Below are 13,081 nucleotides of genomic sequence, written 5' to 3'. Positions count from 1 at the left end.
GCCTCCCGCCAGAAGCGCGCTTCTTCTGGCAAAGCTCCATGACAACGGCAAGACTTGCCATTTCAATTTTTGAAATGGCAGCAATATCAATCGATTAAAGGTGAAGTATCACTCGAACTATTCCGCCCGCTCGATACGGATCACCTGCGGCTTGTCGGTGAGATGGCCGTCCTTGGTGACGCCTTCGACCGCCTTGCGCACCGCCGCTTCCGTTGTCTCGTGGGTGACGAGGATGACGGTCTTCTGCGCTTCGGTAGCCGGCCCGGCGGCCTGCTGGACGATCGATTCCAGTGAAATATCGTTGTCGGCCATGCGCTTGGCGATCGCCGCGAAGACGCCGATGCGGTCGTGCACGGTGAGCCGGATGAAATAGCCGCCGGCATGGCTGCGCATCTGCGCTTTCCTGTAGGGCTTCAATTCCTTCGCCGGCCAGCCGAAGACCGGCCCGTGCTGGAAGCCCGGCCGGCTCTTGGCGATATCGGCAATGTCGCCGACCACCGCCGAGGCGGTGGCATTGCCGCCGGCGCCGGGGCCGGAGAGCAAAAGCTCGCCCAGGATGTCGGTCTCGATCGCCACGGCATTGGTGACGCCATGCACCTGCGCGATGACCGAGGCCGTCGGCACCATGGTCGGATGCACGCGCTGCTCGATGCCGCTGTCGGTGCGCTGCGCGACGCCGAGCAGCTTGATGCGGTAGCCGAGCTCGGCTGCGGCGCGAATGTCGGCCTGGGTGATGTTGGAGATGCCCTCCATGTAGATGTCGTTGGCGGCAATCTTCGTGCCGAACGCAAGGCTGGTCAGGATCGACAGCTTGTGCGCCGTGTCATGGCCTTCGATGTCGAAGGTCGGGTCGGCTTCGGCATAGCCGAGGCGCTGCGCGTCCTTGAGGCAGGCATCGAAAGAGATGCCTTCGGCCTCCATGCGGGTCAGAATGTAGTTGCAGGTGCCGTTGAGGATGCCGAAGACGCGGCTGACTTGGTTGCCGGCCATCGCCTCGCGCATCGTCTTGATGACCGGGATGCCGCCGGCCACCGCAGCCTCGTAGTTGAGCAGCACGCCCTTCTTCTCGGCGATCTCGGCGAGTTGCACGCCGTGCTTGGCCAACAGCGCCTTGTTGGCCGTCACGACATGGCGGCCGGCCTCGAGCGCCGCCTTCACCGATGCACGCGCTGGCCCTTCGTCGCCGCCGATCAGCTCGACGAAGACATCAATGTCGGCCTTCTCGGCCATCTTCGCGGCATCGTCGAACCATTTGGTGTCGCCCAGATCGACACCGCGGTCCCGCTTCGGATCGCGCGCCGAAACCGCTGTGACGACAATGTCGCGACCGCACTGGCGGGTGAGCTCGGCGGCCTTGTCGTTGAGCACGCGCGCCACCGAGGCGCCCACCGTGCCAAGGCCGGCAATTCCAACACGCAACGCTTCAGCCATGTCCGGCGACGCCCCTCAAAGATTGGTCGGTGTGATGTGCGGTGAATTCAGCGGCGCGCGGTGAGCGGCACAACATTGTTGGGCTGCTTGGCGGTCGAGGCCAGGAAGCGCTTGATGTTGCGCGCCGCCTGGCGGATCCGGTGCTCGTTCTCGACCAGCGCCACACGAACGAAATCGTCGCCGTGCTCACCGAAGCCGATGCCCGGCGCCACCGCCACGTCGGCGTGCTCGATGAGCAGCTTGGAGAATTCGAGCGAGCCGAGCTGGCGGAACTGTTCCGGGATCGGCGCCCAGGCGAACATCGAGGCCGCCGGCGCCGGAATGGTCCAGCCGGCACGGCCGAAGGAATCGACCATCACATCGCGCCGCTTGTGATAGACCTCGCGCACCTCGGCGATGTCGGCACCGTCGCCGTTGAGCGCATGCGCCGCCGCCACCTGGATCGGCGTGAAGGCGCCGTAGTCGAGATAGGATTTGACGCGCGTCAGCGCCGCGATCAGCCGCTCGTTGCCGACCGCGAAGCCCATGCGCCAGCCGGGCATGGAAAAAGTCTTCGACATCGAGGTGAACTCGACGCAGACATCCATCGCCCCTGGAACCTGGAGCACCGAAGGCGGCGGATTGCCGTCGAAATAGATCTCGGAATAGGCAAGGTCCGACAGGATGATGATGTCGTTCTTCTTCGCGAAGGCGACCACGTCCTTGTAGAAATCGAGCGAGGCGACAAGCGCCGTCGGGTTCGACGGATAGTTGAGGATCAGCGCCAGCGGCCTCGGAATCGAGTGGCGGATGCCGCGCTCGACCGCCGGGATGAAGCCGTCATCCGGTTCCACCTGCAGCGACCGGATGACGCCGCCCGACATGATGAAGCCGAAGGCGTGGATCGGATAGGTCGGATTGGGGCACAGGATGACGTCGCCGGGCGCGGTGATCGCCTGCGCCATGTTGGCAAAGCCCTCCTTCGAGCCGAGCGTCGCCACCACTTGCGTGTCGGGATTGAGCTTCACGCCGAAGCGGCGGGCATAGTAGTTCGCCTGGGCCCGGCGCAGGCCCGGAATGCCGCGCGAGGACGAATAGCGATGCGTGCGCGGATCGCGCACCACTTCGCATAATTTGTCGACGATGGCCTTCGGCGTCGGCAGGTCCGGATTGCCCATGCCAAGGTCGATGATGTCGGCACCGCGCGAGCGGGCGCTGGCCTTCAGCCGATTGACCTGCTCGAACACGTAAGGCGGAAGCCGGCGGACCTTGTGAAATTCTTCCATTGGAGTTCCAGACGATCAAAGGGGGCGCTTTTCGGCGCGCGATATAGACCTAATTGCAGTTAGGGTCGAGGGCGGGATCGCATTTGCCTTCGATCTGCTTCAGCGCGTCGTCGCCATGCGTCCTGGCGAGCGTGTTCAGCGCCGCCGTATTGGCGGCTGGCTTCGCGCGGCCGCCCTTGGCAAGCTGCGCCTGCTGCTCGGCCTTGAGCTGGGCAAGCTTGGCGGCAGTCTCTTCCTTCGTCAGCTGCTTGGCGGCTACCGGCGGCGGAATGTTGAGGTTCGGATAGGAGCCGGTGTCCTTCGGCCCCTCGGTCACCGCGGTCGGCCTCGCATTGTTGGTGTTTCTGCTGGTCTCGCAGCCGCCCGCAAGCAACGGCGTGCATAGCACCGCGGCTGCGGCGGCGATGCGGCAAATCGAACCGGCGCCGAGAAAATAAGTCCCGCCAACATTAATCGTCATATTGTTTTCCTGGCAGCCGGGTTAGAGCGTGTTGGACCCGGTCAGATGTCCCATGGTAATATGTCAAGAAAACGCTCCGGGAGGAACCCCGCGAACCATGTCCAAAGCGCCCGATTCGGACAAAGCGGAAAATGGCGGACCTTCGACCGTCGAGCAATATCTGGTGAAAGATCCCGAACGCTTCGCGTTGAACATGGCGCGCATGATCGAGCAGGCCGGCAAGGCGGCCTCCGCCTGGGCCGAGCCGCGCGAAAAGGGTGAGGTGCGCGACCACGTCGCCGAACCCGTGGTCGACATGGTCAAGACCTTCTCCAAGCTCTCGGAGTACTGGCTGGCCGACCCGCAGCGCGCGCTTGAAGCGCAGACGCGGCTGTTCGCCGGCTACATGACGGTCTGGGCGAACGCCATCCAGAAGGTCAGCCCCAGCCCCAACGCCGAAGCCCCCGAGGACGCGGTCAAGCCCGAGCGCGGCGACAAGCGCTTCCAGGATCCGGAATGGGGCCGCAATGCCTTCTTCGACTTCCTGAAACAGGCCTATCTCGTGACCTCGCGCTGGGCCTCCGATCTCGTCGATCATGCCGAGGGCCTCGACGAGCACACCCGCCACAAGGCGAGCTTCTACGTCAAGCAGGTGTCCAACGCCATCGCGCCGTCGAATTTCATTCTGACCAATCCCGAGCTGTTCCGCGAGACCGTCGCCTCCAACGGCGAGAATTTGGTGCGCGGCATGAAGATGCTGGCCGAGGACATCGCCGCCGGCAGGGGCGACCTGAAGCTGCGCCAGGCGGACTACGCGCCGTTCGAGATCGGCAAGAACATCGCCACGACACCCGGCAAGGTCATCGGCCGCAGCGATGTCGCCGAGATCATCCAATACGATCCGACGACGGAGACGGTGCTGAAGCGCCCCCTGCTCATTTGCCCGCCGTGGATCAATAAATACTATATCCTCGACCTCAACCCGCAGAAATCCTTCATCCGCTGGGCCATCGAGCAGGGCCACACGGTCTTCGTCATCTCCTGGATCAACCCGGACGAGCGCCACGGCGCCAAAGGCTGGGAGGCCTATATCCGCGAGGGCCTGCAATATGGCCTCGACATGGTCGAGAAGGCGACCGGCGAGAAGGAGGTCAACGCCATCGGCTATTGCGTCGGCGGCACGCTATTGGCCGCGGCGCTCGCGCTGCTGGCGCAGGAAGGCGACCACCGCATCAGGTCGGCGACCTTCTTCACCACTCAGGTCGACTTCACCTATGCCGGCGATCTCAAGGTCTTCGTCGACGAGGACCAGGTTGCCGCGGTCGAGCGCTCGATGAGCGAAAAGGGCTATCTCGACGGCACCAAGATGGCGACCGCCTTCAACATGCTGCGCTCGGGCGACCTGATCTGGCCTTATGTCATCAACAACTATATGCGCGGCAAGGACCCGCTGCCCTTCGACCTGCTCTACTGGAATGCCGATTCGACCCGCATGGCGGCGGCCAACCATTCCTTCTATCTGCGCAATTGCTATCTCGAGAACAATCTCTCCCGCGGCACGATGGAGCTTGCCGGCCGCACCGTCTCGCTGGCCGACATCACGATCCCTGTCTACAACCTCGCCACGAAGGAAGACCACATCGCGCCGGCGCTTTCGGTGTTCCTCGGCTCGCGCTATTTCGGTGGCGACGTCGAATATGTCATGGCGGGCTCCGGCCACATCGCCGGCGTCGTGAATCCGCCGGCGGCGCACAAGTACCAGTACTGGACCGGCGGCAAGCCGGTGGGGGATTTCAGCACCTGGTTCGCCGGCGCGCACGAGCATGCCGGCTCATGGTGGACGCACTGGCAGCACTGGATCGAAAGCCAGGACAACATCCATGTGCCCGCCCGCAAACCGGGCAAGCGTATGAAAACCTTGGGGGACGCGCCGGGCACCTATGTCAAGGTGCGTGTGTAACCGGCTGTAATGTCTGGTGAGTTGACGGGCCGCCCAAACAGGGCGAAATGGTGATGTTAATCGTTTTCGTAGCCTCAGTCCGCCTGCAGACAAACAATAAATCCGAGGCTTTGCAGATCGATACAGATCCCGTTTCCGGTTCGGGAACAGGAGGTCGCCGCCAGAGGCACTGGAGCGCCGCGGCGACGACATACGGACCGGATGCCGAGGGGGAATTTTATTTTGAAATCAGCAGGTTGGCGCCTCGCACGAAGGGAAAGCCGCAGCATCGTGGCAGCGCTTTTATCCGTGCTTCTGGCCTCCTGCACCTCGACCGGCGACCCGACGATGTCGGTCGTCACGCCCGCCTACAATTCAACCGCCACAGAGATGAGCGCGGCTTCCAGCGCCCAGTCCGCGGCGTCGGCCGATTCGACCTCGCAGGCGGCGTCGACCTCCCCGGCATCCCCAGAGGCGGCATCGACCGTGATGGGCGAAGACGACAAACCGTTGCCTGAAAAAGTTGCCTATGTGCCGGAAACCCGGCCCGGAGCAGCCTTCCCCGCGGTAGCGGTTCCTGCTGACGCCGGCTCGATCGCCGGCAACACGCCGCAACCGCTGGTACATCCGCCGCAGACGGCAGAGGAGACGAAAGCGGCCACCGACAAAGTCGCTGCCGGCGATGCCGCCGCGGTCGCATCGCAAGCGCAGGCGACCGTGCAGGCGATGAGCAAAGGCGTCTACGTGACAGCGGGCGAGCCCCAGCAGCAGCCGATCGCCGCGCCGAAGAAGGGGCTGTTTGCTTCTCTGTTCAGCACCACGCCGGCCTCGGCCGCGCCTGCCCCGCTGATCAACACGCGCTCCAGCGACCAGCCCGCCGCCCAGGCCAAGACCACGTCGCCGGCGACAAAGCCGATCGTCACCCTCGCCTCCGCGACCCCGGGCGACAAGCCGGTGCAACTGGCTTCCCTCGGTGACGACAGCAGCAACCACATCACCGGCGCCGATGCCTTGCCCGGCGTGCGCCAGACGGCGCTGTTCGAGATCAAGCGCAAGTCCGGCATCGACGACGAGAGCGACGTCGATCTCAACGAGGACGAAGGCGGCGGCTCCTACCAGGTGGCGTCGGCCGCCGGTATGGCAAGGCTCGCGCCCAACGGCCTCTTGAGACAGAACGAAAGTGTCGACGTCGCCTGCCTGAAGCCTTCGCTGGTGCGCGTGCTGAAGACGATCGAGGGTCATTTCGGCCGCAAGATGATCGTCACCTCCGGCTATCGCGACCCTGCCCGCAACCGCCGCGCCAACGGCGCCAAGAACTCGCTGCACATGTATTGCGCTGCCGCCGACATCCAGGTTCCCGGCGTCTCCAAGTGGGAGCTGGCGAGCTATGTGCGTTCGATGCCGGGCCGCGGCGGCGTCGGAACCTACTGCCACACCGAATCCGTCCATGTCGACGTCGGCCCCGAGCGCGACTGGAACTGGCGCTGCCGCCGGCGCAGCGGCGGTGGCGACAACTAAGCGGCTTACCTGCTTCGGTCGAACTGTTTTCCGGTTGCCAAACATGCGTTTTGCAGGCTCGCGAAAAAAGTTGTCGCATGTGGCGGCAGATGGGTTGCCGGTTGCGAACAACGCAATTATAAGCCGCTTCGTCTGAGCGCGCCCATCGTCTAGCGGTTAGGACACCGCCCTTTCACGGCGGTAACAGGGGTTCGATTCCCCTTGGGCGTACCAGCAGATGTGAGCGACTTAGCACCCTCTCCCGGCAAATCATCCAATAGCGTCAAATAGCGACTGCGTATTGCGGCCGACGGGTGACCGCGAAATGGCCCGCTCTGAGAATCCGTGGCGGCTCCTGTCATCCGGTGGCGCTTTTCATAACGTGAACGCCTTCCAGCGCTCCGTCGAGCCGGACATTATGGCTCAAGCAGTGCGAAACCATATAGCGCCCACAACTGCTCACATTCTCTCGCCCTGAGGCTCGGTGTTCCTGCTTTTCCGTAAAACACCATCGCTCCGCGAACTCCGTATCCAAGCACGGATGCATTCGCAACGAACTGGATAGCTTGCCCCAGGCGCATGGTGCCGATCTTGGCATCAGTCTTGTTGGCGAGGTCGACGACTCCGAGGATCTCAGCGTCAGTGTTCCTGGCTTCGAGAATAGCATCCGAAGTCGCACTGGTGACGCTAAAAGGCATCGTATTAGCCTCTGCTAATAATAACAGCGAACTAACGCGTCTTGTTCCCGAGGATCGACAGGCCCGGCCCGAGGTCGCCGGGAATTGCCTCGTATTTTAGCGACATCTGAAACAAAGGGATTTCGCGAGCGTTTAAAGCTCCACAAAGGAGCTTCGACGATGGACCCGGCTACGGCAGCGGTGATGGTTTTGCTTTTGTGCAGCCCAGGCGAGGCTTCGATCTGCAAACCGCTTAATACGGCGCCTCGGGTTTTCGCCTCCCTCAACGAATGCCGTGCCTCATTGGCAGATGAACTCGCCGGCGCTCCTAGCGGAAGAATGGTCGGCCGATGCCAGGTCGTCGATCCGACCGTCACGGGCTCGCTGCCAGCCGGCTATACGACAGTTACGGTTTCGCGCGGCGAGAGCGTTGTCAGGTATATTGTTCCGCACAAGGAATAGCCGGGCCACCTAAGCAGCCGAGCCTGGTCCGAAGAGTATCGATCAGCAGCCCGTCTATTTCCGCCGCCAAACATTCTCCTCCCGAGCCAAGACGAAGCAGTGGAGTGGTCGATATCAATCCGGTAGGGATCGCCGTGCAGGGTTTCTATCGGGTGGGCTAGGAATCGCGCAGCAAGATCGACTTGGGCCAGCTTCGCCTTGACCTCTGCGGCTCGGTCGGCGATGGCATCGGCACGCTGCGGATTTGTCGTTCCTGCCCAACAGGCGGCTTGAGCCGCCTCTACGCTGAAATTTCGTCAGATACCGTCCCAAGTGTTGGAAGAAAGATACTTGGTGGTCGGCATAACTGCCCAGCCAAAATCCATTTGCATTTCGCGTGGCGGGCCGTTCAGCATCCGCGTCGTTTTTTGGGCATCATGCGCATATTTCAGGGCCGCTCCCATGCGGTTGAGCGTTTTTAAGATCGGCATGGCTCATCATCCTTCCATGTGCCGAAGCCGTCCCGCGAACGATCTTCGGCTGCTTTCGATCGGTACTAGATGGTCGATGATTGTTTCCGACGCGTCGCACGCAAGCTCACCGGCTGTAACCAAACAGTTGCCCCTGAAACGCTCGCACACAACCAAGCTGGTCAGAAGGTTTTGAGGTGATCGGAGTTGTCCCAGGCATCCCACGCACAGGGAGCGTGTGCCGTTGCCTCCTCGAAACAAAGCCGAAATTGCACACCATCAGATCGAAACATGATCGCTGCAAAAACGGCCTCGACCGGCACTGCCGGAAATCAGAGCAAAGGGAAACTCAAATGACCAACATCATTCGTAATGCAATTCTGGCTACTGTCGCGGTTTTCAGCTTGGCCGGTGCGGCTTATGCTCAGCAGCAGATTATCACTTCTTGCAGCAATCACGATGGCTACTGGAACCAGTGCCTGGGTGCCGCAAACAACGGCCACCAGAGCGGCGGCCGCGGACACGATCGCCACTGATTGACGATCGGGTTCCAACAAATGCCTCGCTGGCAAGTTGCCGGCGTGGCTTTGTGCGTTCTGGCAATTTTTTTGACACAGCCCGTCGCGGCCCAATCGCCCCCAGTGTCCTGAGTTGCACGACAGCGCATGCAGCCGACCAGCCGCAGGCGGTTGAGACGGCACGATCGACAGCACGACGCCCGAAGTCATCGAGGCGTCACGACTGGTCCCGCAGATGACATCCAAGACGCAGTGATACAAAACCGAACCTCTGCCTGACGCCTCGGAACAAATCTCCGTGACCCATAGCTGAAAGCAATCGTGCACTATATTATAACATGGTCGAGGCGATGCGATGTCGAACGTCTACGATCTTGGAACCGATCTGGTGCGTCGTATCTATGAAAAACGCATAGATGCACCGGCGATTCTTGATGCCTCCACGCATTTTCCCAACGCGACGAAGTTCGCAGCCGTCTGGCAGAGTATTCGCGATGAAGCGCTGTCGGTGCAGTTGAACCGGGTTCCGCGTTTTCACGACATCATGCCGGAACAGGCCGAGATTTCGGCCAATGACGGCCTCGATTGGCGCATGTTCGTGCTCAAGGCCTACGACATGACGATCCCGGAAAACCTTGGGAAGATGCCTACCCTCAGCCGGTTGCTGTCGGAATGCCCCGAGGTCAAATCGGCGGCTGTTTCATTCCTGGCGCCGCGCAAGCACATCCCGCCCCACCGCGGCCCCTTTCGCGGCATCATGAGGTTTCATCTCGGCCTTGTCATTCCGAAACTGGCGGACGGCCGCCCGGCAACGATCATGATGATCAACCATCAGGAAAAGCGGATCGCCGACGGCGAATGCCTGCTGTGGGACGACACTTTCGAGCACGAGGTCATGAACAGCGCCGATCAGGCGCGTATCGCCTTGTTGCTTGATGTGTGGCGCCCGGATATGCCGCTGGACATGGAGATCCTGTCCAGGTTGATCGTTCGCGGCGTGCAGGTGGGAATGCACTACAGAGGGGTATCTTTCGCCGGTTAAAGCGTCACGCTCTCGCTTCGCGAAACCCTCTTGCGCTGCCGCCGCGCTTCAGCGGCAACATCATGTCCCTTGCGAGCAAACCGCTGACGCGGCAGAAGGCCATGAAGGCCCGGCACGCTTCCTCGGCGCTTGCCACATCGACTGTCGCGCCGAAGCAGGCGTTAAACGCGGCGTCATAAACCTTGCCCTGCCGGCGCTTCGGCCAGTTCTGCAGGAAATCGAGCGCCTGCTCGACGCTGTAGATTTCCTCGACCGGCAGGCCGGGCGCGGGCGTGATGCGCACCGGCACCTCGAATTGCAGTCTGTCCATTCCCTGTCTCCCGAACTGGCGAAGTCGGAGCAACGCCGTTCGTTCTGAAAAGTTCTTTGACCGGTTTTTGACGCAGGAATGTGACCTCAGTGCGGTGCGGGCCCGGCGACTGCCGCGGCAGATCGGCGCCCTGGCCACATCGTTCGACCGGGCGATGCAACCGGCATCGCCCTGTCGAGGTTGCGTCTACTGGTTCGCCGGCTCCCTCTCCGCCTCGTAGGCCATGCGCGAGACCGCCATCAGCAGATAGGCGGACGGCACTGCGAAGACGACGCAGAGCACGAGGGCCTGCGCCTTGCCGGCGATCCTCAGCCAGGCAAGCGTTTCGCCCTGCCGCATCGCGCTGATGCCGGCGCCGCCCGGGGCAGACGCTGTCGAGGCGGAGACCTCGGCCTGGGCGAAGCTCACCAGCGCAAGCGCAAGCAGCGCCATCAGGGCCGAGCACGCGGTCCTGCTTGGCAGCAGCGTCGATCTTGCGCGTTCCGGTGCCGTCAACGGGCGTAAATCTCCTGAATCCTGACCCGGCTACCTCAAGGGATGGTGCAAGGAAAGCTTCGCGACACCCAGATGCGCCCGCCCAGCGATTATTCCCTCGGCAAACCGGTTGCAGGCACTTCGTCCTTGAACCTTGCGGCTTCCAGTGCCAAATCTGAAGAAAATTTCCGCACCGGCTCGCGTCAGGAGCCAACCCGCGAACGGACAAGAATGGTTACCTATCTCGACGCCGCAACGGCCCCCTTGAGAAACACCGGCCAGATCCGCCTCTATGGCGAGGAAGGGTTCGCGGGCATGCGCAAGGCCTGCGATCTCACCGCGCGCTGTCTCGACGAGCTTGTGTCGATGGTGAAGCCCGGCGTCACCACCGAGACCATCGACCGTTTCGTCTTCGAGTTCGGCATGGATCACGGCGCGTTGCCGGCCACGCTCAACTATCGCGGCTACACCAAATCGTCCTGCACTTCGATCAATCACGTGGTCTGCCACGGCATTCCCGACAACAAGCCGCTCAAGGACGGCGACATCGTCAACATCGACGTCACCTACATCCTCGACGGCTGGCACGGCGATTCCTCGCGCATGTATCCGGTCGGCACGATCAAGCGCGCCGCCGAGCGCCTGCTCGAGGTGACTTACGAATGCCTGATGCGCGGCATCGCCGCAATCAGGCCGGGCGCTCGCACCGGCGCGATCGGCGCCGCTATCCAAACCTATGCCGAGGCCGAGCGCTGCTCGGTGGTGCGCGACTTCTGTGGCCACGGCGTCGGCCAGCTTTTCCATGACGCGCCGAACATCCTGCATTACGGCACCGCCGGCGAAGGCGTCGAGATGCGGCCCGGCATGATCTTCACCGTCGAACCTATGATCAATCTCGGCCGCCCGCATGTGAAGGTGCTCTCTGACGGCTGGACGGCGGTGACGCGCGACCGTTCACTGTCGGCACAGTACGAGCATACGATCGGCGTCACCGATAGCGGCTGCGAGATCTTCACGCTGTCGCCAAAGAAGCTCGACCGCCCCGGCTTGCCGGATTAGTCTGCCGCAGGCACGGCATCGGCAGGATTCCCTATTTGGCAAGGCCACCTAGGCTATCGAAGCCCGGCAACATCACCAAGCCCGGCTCCGGTCAGAAGTGCGGACCTGAGGCACATGGCTGCCGGCAACAAGGGTTTGTCGAGCCGTCGGGCAAGATAGATCCAGCTCTTCGTCGTCCCATTTTCACCAAGCGCAGCGGCTGAAAGCTGCACGAGCCGCTCTTCGACAAGATCCTGCTCGATCAACCAAAGTGGAAGCCGCCCCCAACCGATGCCTGCTCTGATCAACGCCAGTTTCGCCTCTTGGCTACCCACCCGCCACTTGCGCTGGGAGAGCACGCCATAGTCGCGGCCATGGGAGCGAGGAGAAGGGTCCATCAGGACGATCTGGATGTGATCGGCCAGCTCTGGCGTACTCACCCGGCCTTTCTTCGCTATCAAGGCCAGAGCGTGCCCAGCACCGACGACCGCCGCCATCGACAGCGGCGCGAGGGAATCGAATTCCAGGCGCGGATCGCGCAGGTCTTCGCCCACCGTTATTGCGAGGTCGACCGTGCCTTGCAGGAGGCAATCGATCGGTTCCCCAAGGGTACCTATCTGCAACCGGACGCCAACCGTCGGATAGGTGGCGTGGAGGGCTTCAAGAGCCCTGCCGACGGCCGGCAATGGAACAAGCGTGTCCACCATCAGCGCAAGCTCGATTTCAATGCCGCTGCCCATACCCTGCGCCTTCGCGCGCAGCAGATCGGCGCGTAGAACCAGCGAGCGACAGTCGTCCAGCAGGGCCCGTCCGTCCGAGGTCAAGGTCGGCCGACGAGTCGACCGGTCGAACAGGACCGTCTTGAGTTCGGTCTCCAGATTGGCAATCGCGTGGCTTACCGCCGACTGCGCGCGACCGAGCCGCATGGAGGCCAGGCGAAAGCTACCCGCGTCCGCCACGGCCAGGAACATCCGCATCTGATCGAGAGTAAGCGCGTCGAGCATGATCGATCAATTAGATCAGAAAGCGCCAACTTTTAGCAATCCCATCGATCGCCCCGGTGTGTCATCACTTCCTGACCTGAGACAGGAGAGCGAAGTGACTGAACGGCTCAAGCTCGCAGCGCTGATCGGCAGCACGCGGGAACGACGCTATGGCGACAAGGTCGGAAACTGGTTTGCCCAGGAGGCGCAGAGACTGGACGATTTCGAGCTTTCCCTCATCGATGTTGCAGACATTGATCTGCCCAGCCGGCACTTGGCGGAGCCGACACCGGCGATGAAGGCATTCACGAGTAAGCTCGCCAAGGCAGACGCCTTCGTTGTCGTCACCCCCGAATACAATCACAGCATGCCCGGTCATCTTAAGCACGCTATCGACCAGGCTACGGCAGGTATTTGCCGAGCTCCACGCCGTCACCGTCCGGGACGCAGTAAGCTTTCACGGGGTGTGGGAGCATTTTGCCGATGGTGCGGGCCCGCTCGATCCGAAGCGCAGCTCCGGCGCTGTCAAAACCATGCTCCACCAACTCAAGTGGTGG

General features: G+C 62.3%; 13 protein-coding genes and 1 tRNA gene. 5 read left to right on the top strand and 9 right to left on the bottom strand.

Going from position 1 to position 13,081, the window contains the following annotated elements:
* Positions 1–117: 117 nt before the first annotated feature.
* The 3 genes from EOD29_RS28400 to EOD29_RS28390 are packed head-to-tail and all read right to left on the bottom strand — an operon-like array spanning position 118 to position 3,156.
* On the bottom strand, positions 118–1,431 hold the full coding sequence (locus tag EOD29_RS28400) for a homoserine dehydrogenase (protein WP_127248590.1): 1,314 nt from the start codon (positions 1,429–1,431) through the stop codon (positions 118–120).
* Between the two features lie 47 nt (positions 1,432–1,478).
* On the bottom strand, positions 1,479–2,696 hold the full coding sequence (locus tag EOD29_RS28395) for an LL-diaminopimelate aminotransferase (RefSeq protein WP_067000132.1): 1,218 nt from the start codon (positions 2,694–2,696) through the stop codon (positions 1,479–1,481).
* A gap of 49 nt (positions 2,697–2,745) precedes the next feature.
* Positions 2,746–3,156 (bottom strand): hypothetical protein, encoded by a 411-nt coding sequence (locus EOD29_RS28390; protein WP_164763860.1) that lies wholly within the window; start codon positions 3,154–3,156, stop codon positions 2,746–2,748.
* A 97-nt stretch (positions 3,157–3,253) separates the two neighbouring features.
* Here EOD29_RS28390 and phaC point away from each other — a divergent pair, with 97 nt between their 5' ends.
* From phaC to EOD29_RS28375, 3 genes are all read left to right on the top strand, one after another.
* A complete protein-coding gene (gene phaC, locus EOD29_RS28385) occupies positions 3,254–5,095 on the top strand; it encodes a class I poly(R)-hydroxyalkanoic acid synthase (RefSeq protein ID WP_095829324.1) in 1,842 nt (613 codons plus the stop codon).
* 201 nt (positions 5,096–5,296) lie between these two features.
* Complete coding sequence (locus EOD29_RS28380; RefSeq protein WP_127248589.1) at positions 5,297–6,592, top strand: YcbK family protein; 1,296 nt, start codon at positions 5,297–5,299, stop codon at positions 6,590–6,592.
* Positions 6,593–6,730: 138 nt separating this feature from the next.
* Positions 6,731–6,805: transfer RNA gene (locus EOD29_RS28375), tRNA-Glu, on the top strand.
* Positions 6,806–6,987: 182 nt separating this feature from the next.
* Here the strand turns inward: EOD29_RS28375 and EOD29_RS28370 are convergent.
* The 3 genes from EOD29_RS28370 to EOD29_RS28360 form a co-directional block, all read right to left on the bottom strand.
* A complete protein-coding gene (locus EOD29_RS28370) occupies positions 6,988–7,269 on the bottom strand; it encodes a hypothetical protein (RefSeq protein WP_127248588.1) in 282 nt (93 codons plus the stop codon).
* Between the two features lie 737 nt (positions 7,270–8,006).
* Positions 8,007–8,180 carry a hypothetical protein gene (locus tag EOD29_RS36125; RefSeq protein WP_095802158.1) on the bottom strand — a complete coding sequence of 58 codons (174 nt, stop codon included), beginning with the start codon at positions 8,178–8,180 and terminating at the stop codon, positions 8,007–8,009.
* A 311-nt stretch (positions 8,181–8,491) separates the two neighbouring features.
* A complete protein-coding gene (locus EOD29_RS28360) occupies positions 8,492–8,887 on the bottom strand; it encodes a hypothetical protein (RefSeq protein WP_127248586.1) in 396 nt (131 codons plus the stop codon).
* Between the two features lie 145 nt (positions 8,888–9,032).
* Between EOD29_RS28360 and EOD29_RS28355 the strand changes: the two genes are divergently transcribed.
* Positions 9,033–9,719, top strand: a complete 687-nt coding sequence (locus EOD29_RS28355; RefSeq protein ID WP_127241771.1) for an aspartyl/asparaginyl beta-hydroxylase domain-containing protein — start codon at positions 9,033–9,035, stop codon at positions 9,717–9,719.
* Between the two features lie 4 nt (positions 9,720–9,723).
* Here the strand turns inward: EOD29_RS28355 and EOD29_RS28350 are convergent, their stop codons facing one another.
* Positions 9,724–10,029, bottom strand: coding sequence for a DUF982 domain-containing protein (locus EOD29_RS28350; protein ID WP_095779214.1), 306 nt, complete (start codon positions 10,027–10,029; stop codon positions 9,724–9,726).
* Between the two features lie 186 nt (positions 10,030–10,215).
* Entirely contained in the window at positions 10,216–10,524 is a 309-nt protein-coding gene (locus EOD29_RS28345) for a hypothetical protein (RefSeq protein WP_127248585.1), read from the bottom strand.
* 210 nt (positions 10,525–10,734) lie between these two features.
* On the opposite strand from EOD29_RS28345, the gene map reads away from it, so the two are divergent.
* The gene (gene map, locus EOD29_RS28340) at positions 10,735–11,562 is read left to right on the top strand and encodes a type I methionyl aminopeptidase (RefSeq protein WP_067000098.1); all 828 of its coding nucleotides are present in this window, start codon (positions 10,735–10,737) and stop codon (positions 11,560–11,562) included.
* 53 nt (positions 11,563–11,615) lie between these two features.
* On the opposite strand, the gene EOD29_RS28335 is transcribed toward map, so the two are convergent.
* Entirely contained in the window at positions 11,616–12,545 is a 930-nt protein-coding gene (locus EOD29_RS28335; RefSeq protein WP_127248584.1) for a LysR family transcriptional regulator, read from the bottom strand.
* Between the last annotated feature and the right edge of the window lie 536 nt (positions 12,546–13,081).

Source organism: Mesorhizobium sp. M1A.T.Ca.IN.004.03.1.1, from assembly GCF_003997555.1.
Lineage (GTDB): Bacteria > Pseudomonadota > Alphaproteobacteria > Rhizobiales > Rhizobiaceae > Mesorhizobium.
Note: the sequence above shows the minus strand (reverse complement) of the source record. Positions and strands in the feature narration are given on the sequence as shown.

Excerpts from the sequence above, each read along its gene's own strand:
- EOD29_RS28335 (WP_127248584.1), bottom strand. The coding sequence starts at position 12,545 with ATGCTCGACGCGCTTACTCTCGATCAGATGCGGATGTTCCTGGCCGTG.
- EOD29_RS28390 (WP_164763860.1), bottom strand. The coding sequence starts at position 3,156 with ATGACGATTAATGTTGGCGGGACTTATTTTCTCGGCGCCGGTTCGATT.
- map (WP_067000098.1), top strand. The coding sequence starts at position 10,735 with ATGGTTACCTATCTCGACGCCGCAACGGCCCCCTTGAGAAACACCGGC.
- EOD29_RS28370 (WP_127248588.1), bottom strand. The coding sequence starts at position 7,269 with ATGCCTTTTAGCGTCACCAGTGCGACTTCGGATGCTATTCTCGAAGCC.
- EOD29_RS28360 (WP_127248586.1), bottom strand. The coding sequence starts at position 8,887 with ATGACTTCGGGCGTCGTGCTGTCGATCGTGCCGTCTCAACCGCCTGCG.
- EOD29_RS28400 (WP_127248590.1), bottom strand. The coding sequence starts at position 1,431 with ATGGCTGAAGCGTTGCGTGTTGGAATTGCCGGCCTTGGCACGGTGGGC.
- EOD29_RS28395 (WP_067000132.1), bottom strand. The coding sequence starts at position 2,696 with ATGGAAGAATTTCACAAGGTCCGCCGGCTTCCGCCTTACGTGTTCGAG.
- EOD29_RS36125 (WP_095802158.1), bottom strand. The coding sequence starts at position 8,180 with ATGCCGATCTTAAAAACGCTCAACCGCATGGGAGCGGCCCTGAAATAT.
- EOD29_RS28355 (WP_127241771.1), top strand. The coding sequence starts at position 9,033 with ATGTCGAACGTCTACGATCTTGGAACCGATCTGGTGCGTCGTATCTAT.
- EOD29_RS28380 (WP_127248589.1), top strand. The coding sequence starts at position 5,297 with ATGCCGAGGGGGAATTTTATTTTGAAATCAGCAGGTTGGCGCCTCGCA.
- EOD29_RS28350 (WP_095779214.1), bottom strand. The coding sequence starts at position 10,029 with ATGGACAGACTGCAATTCGAGGTGCCGGTGCGCATCACGCCCGCGCCC.
- phaC (WP_095829324.1), top strand. The coding sequence starts at position 3,254 with ATGTCCAAAGCGCCCGATTCGGACAAAGCGGAAAATGGCGGACCTTCG.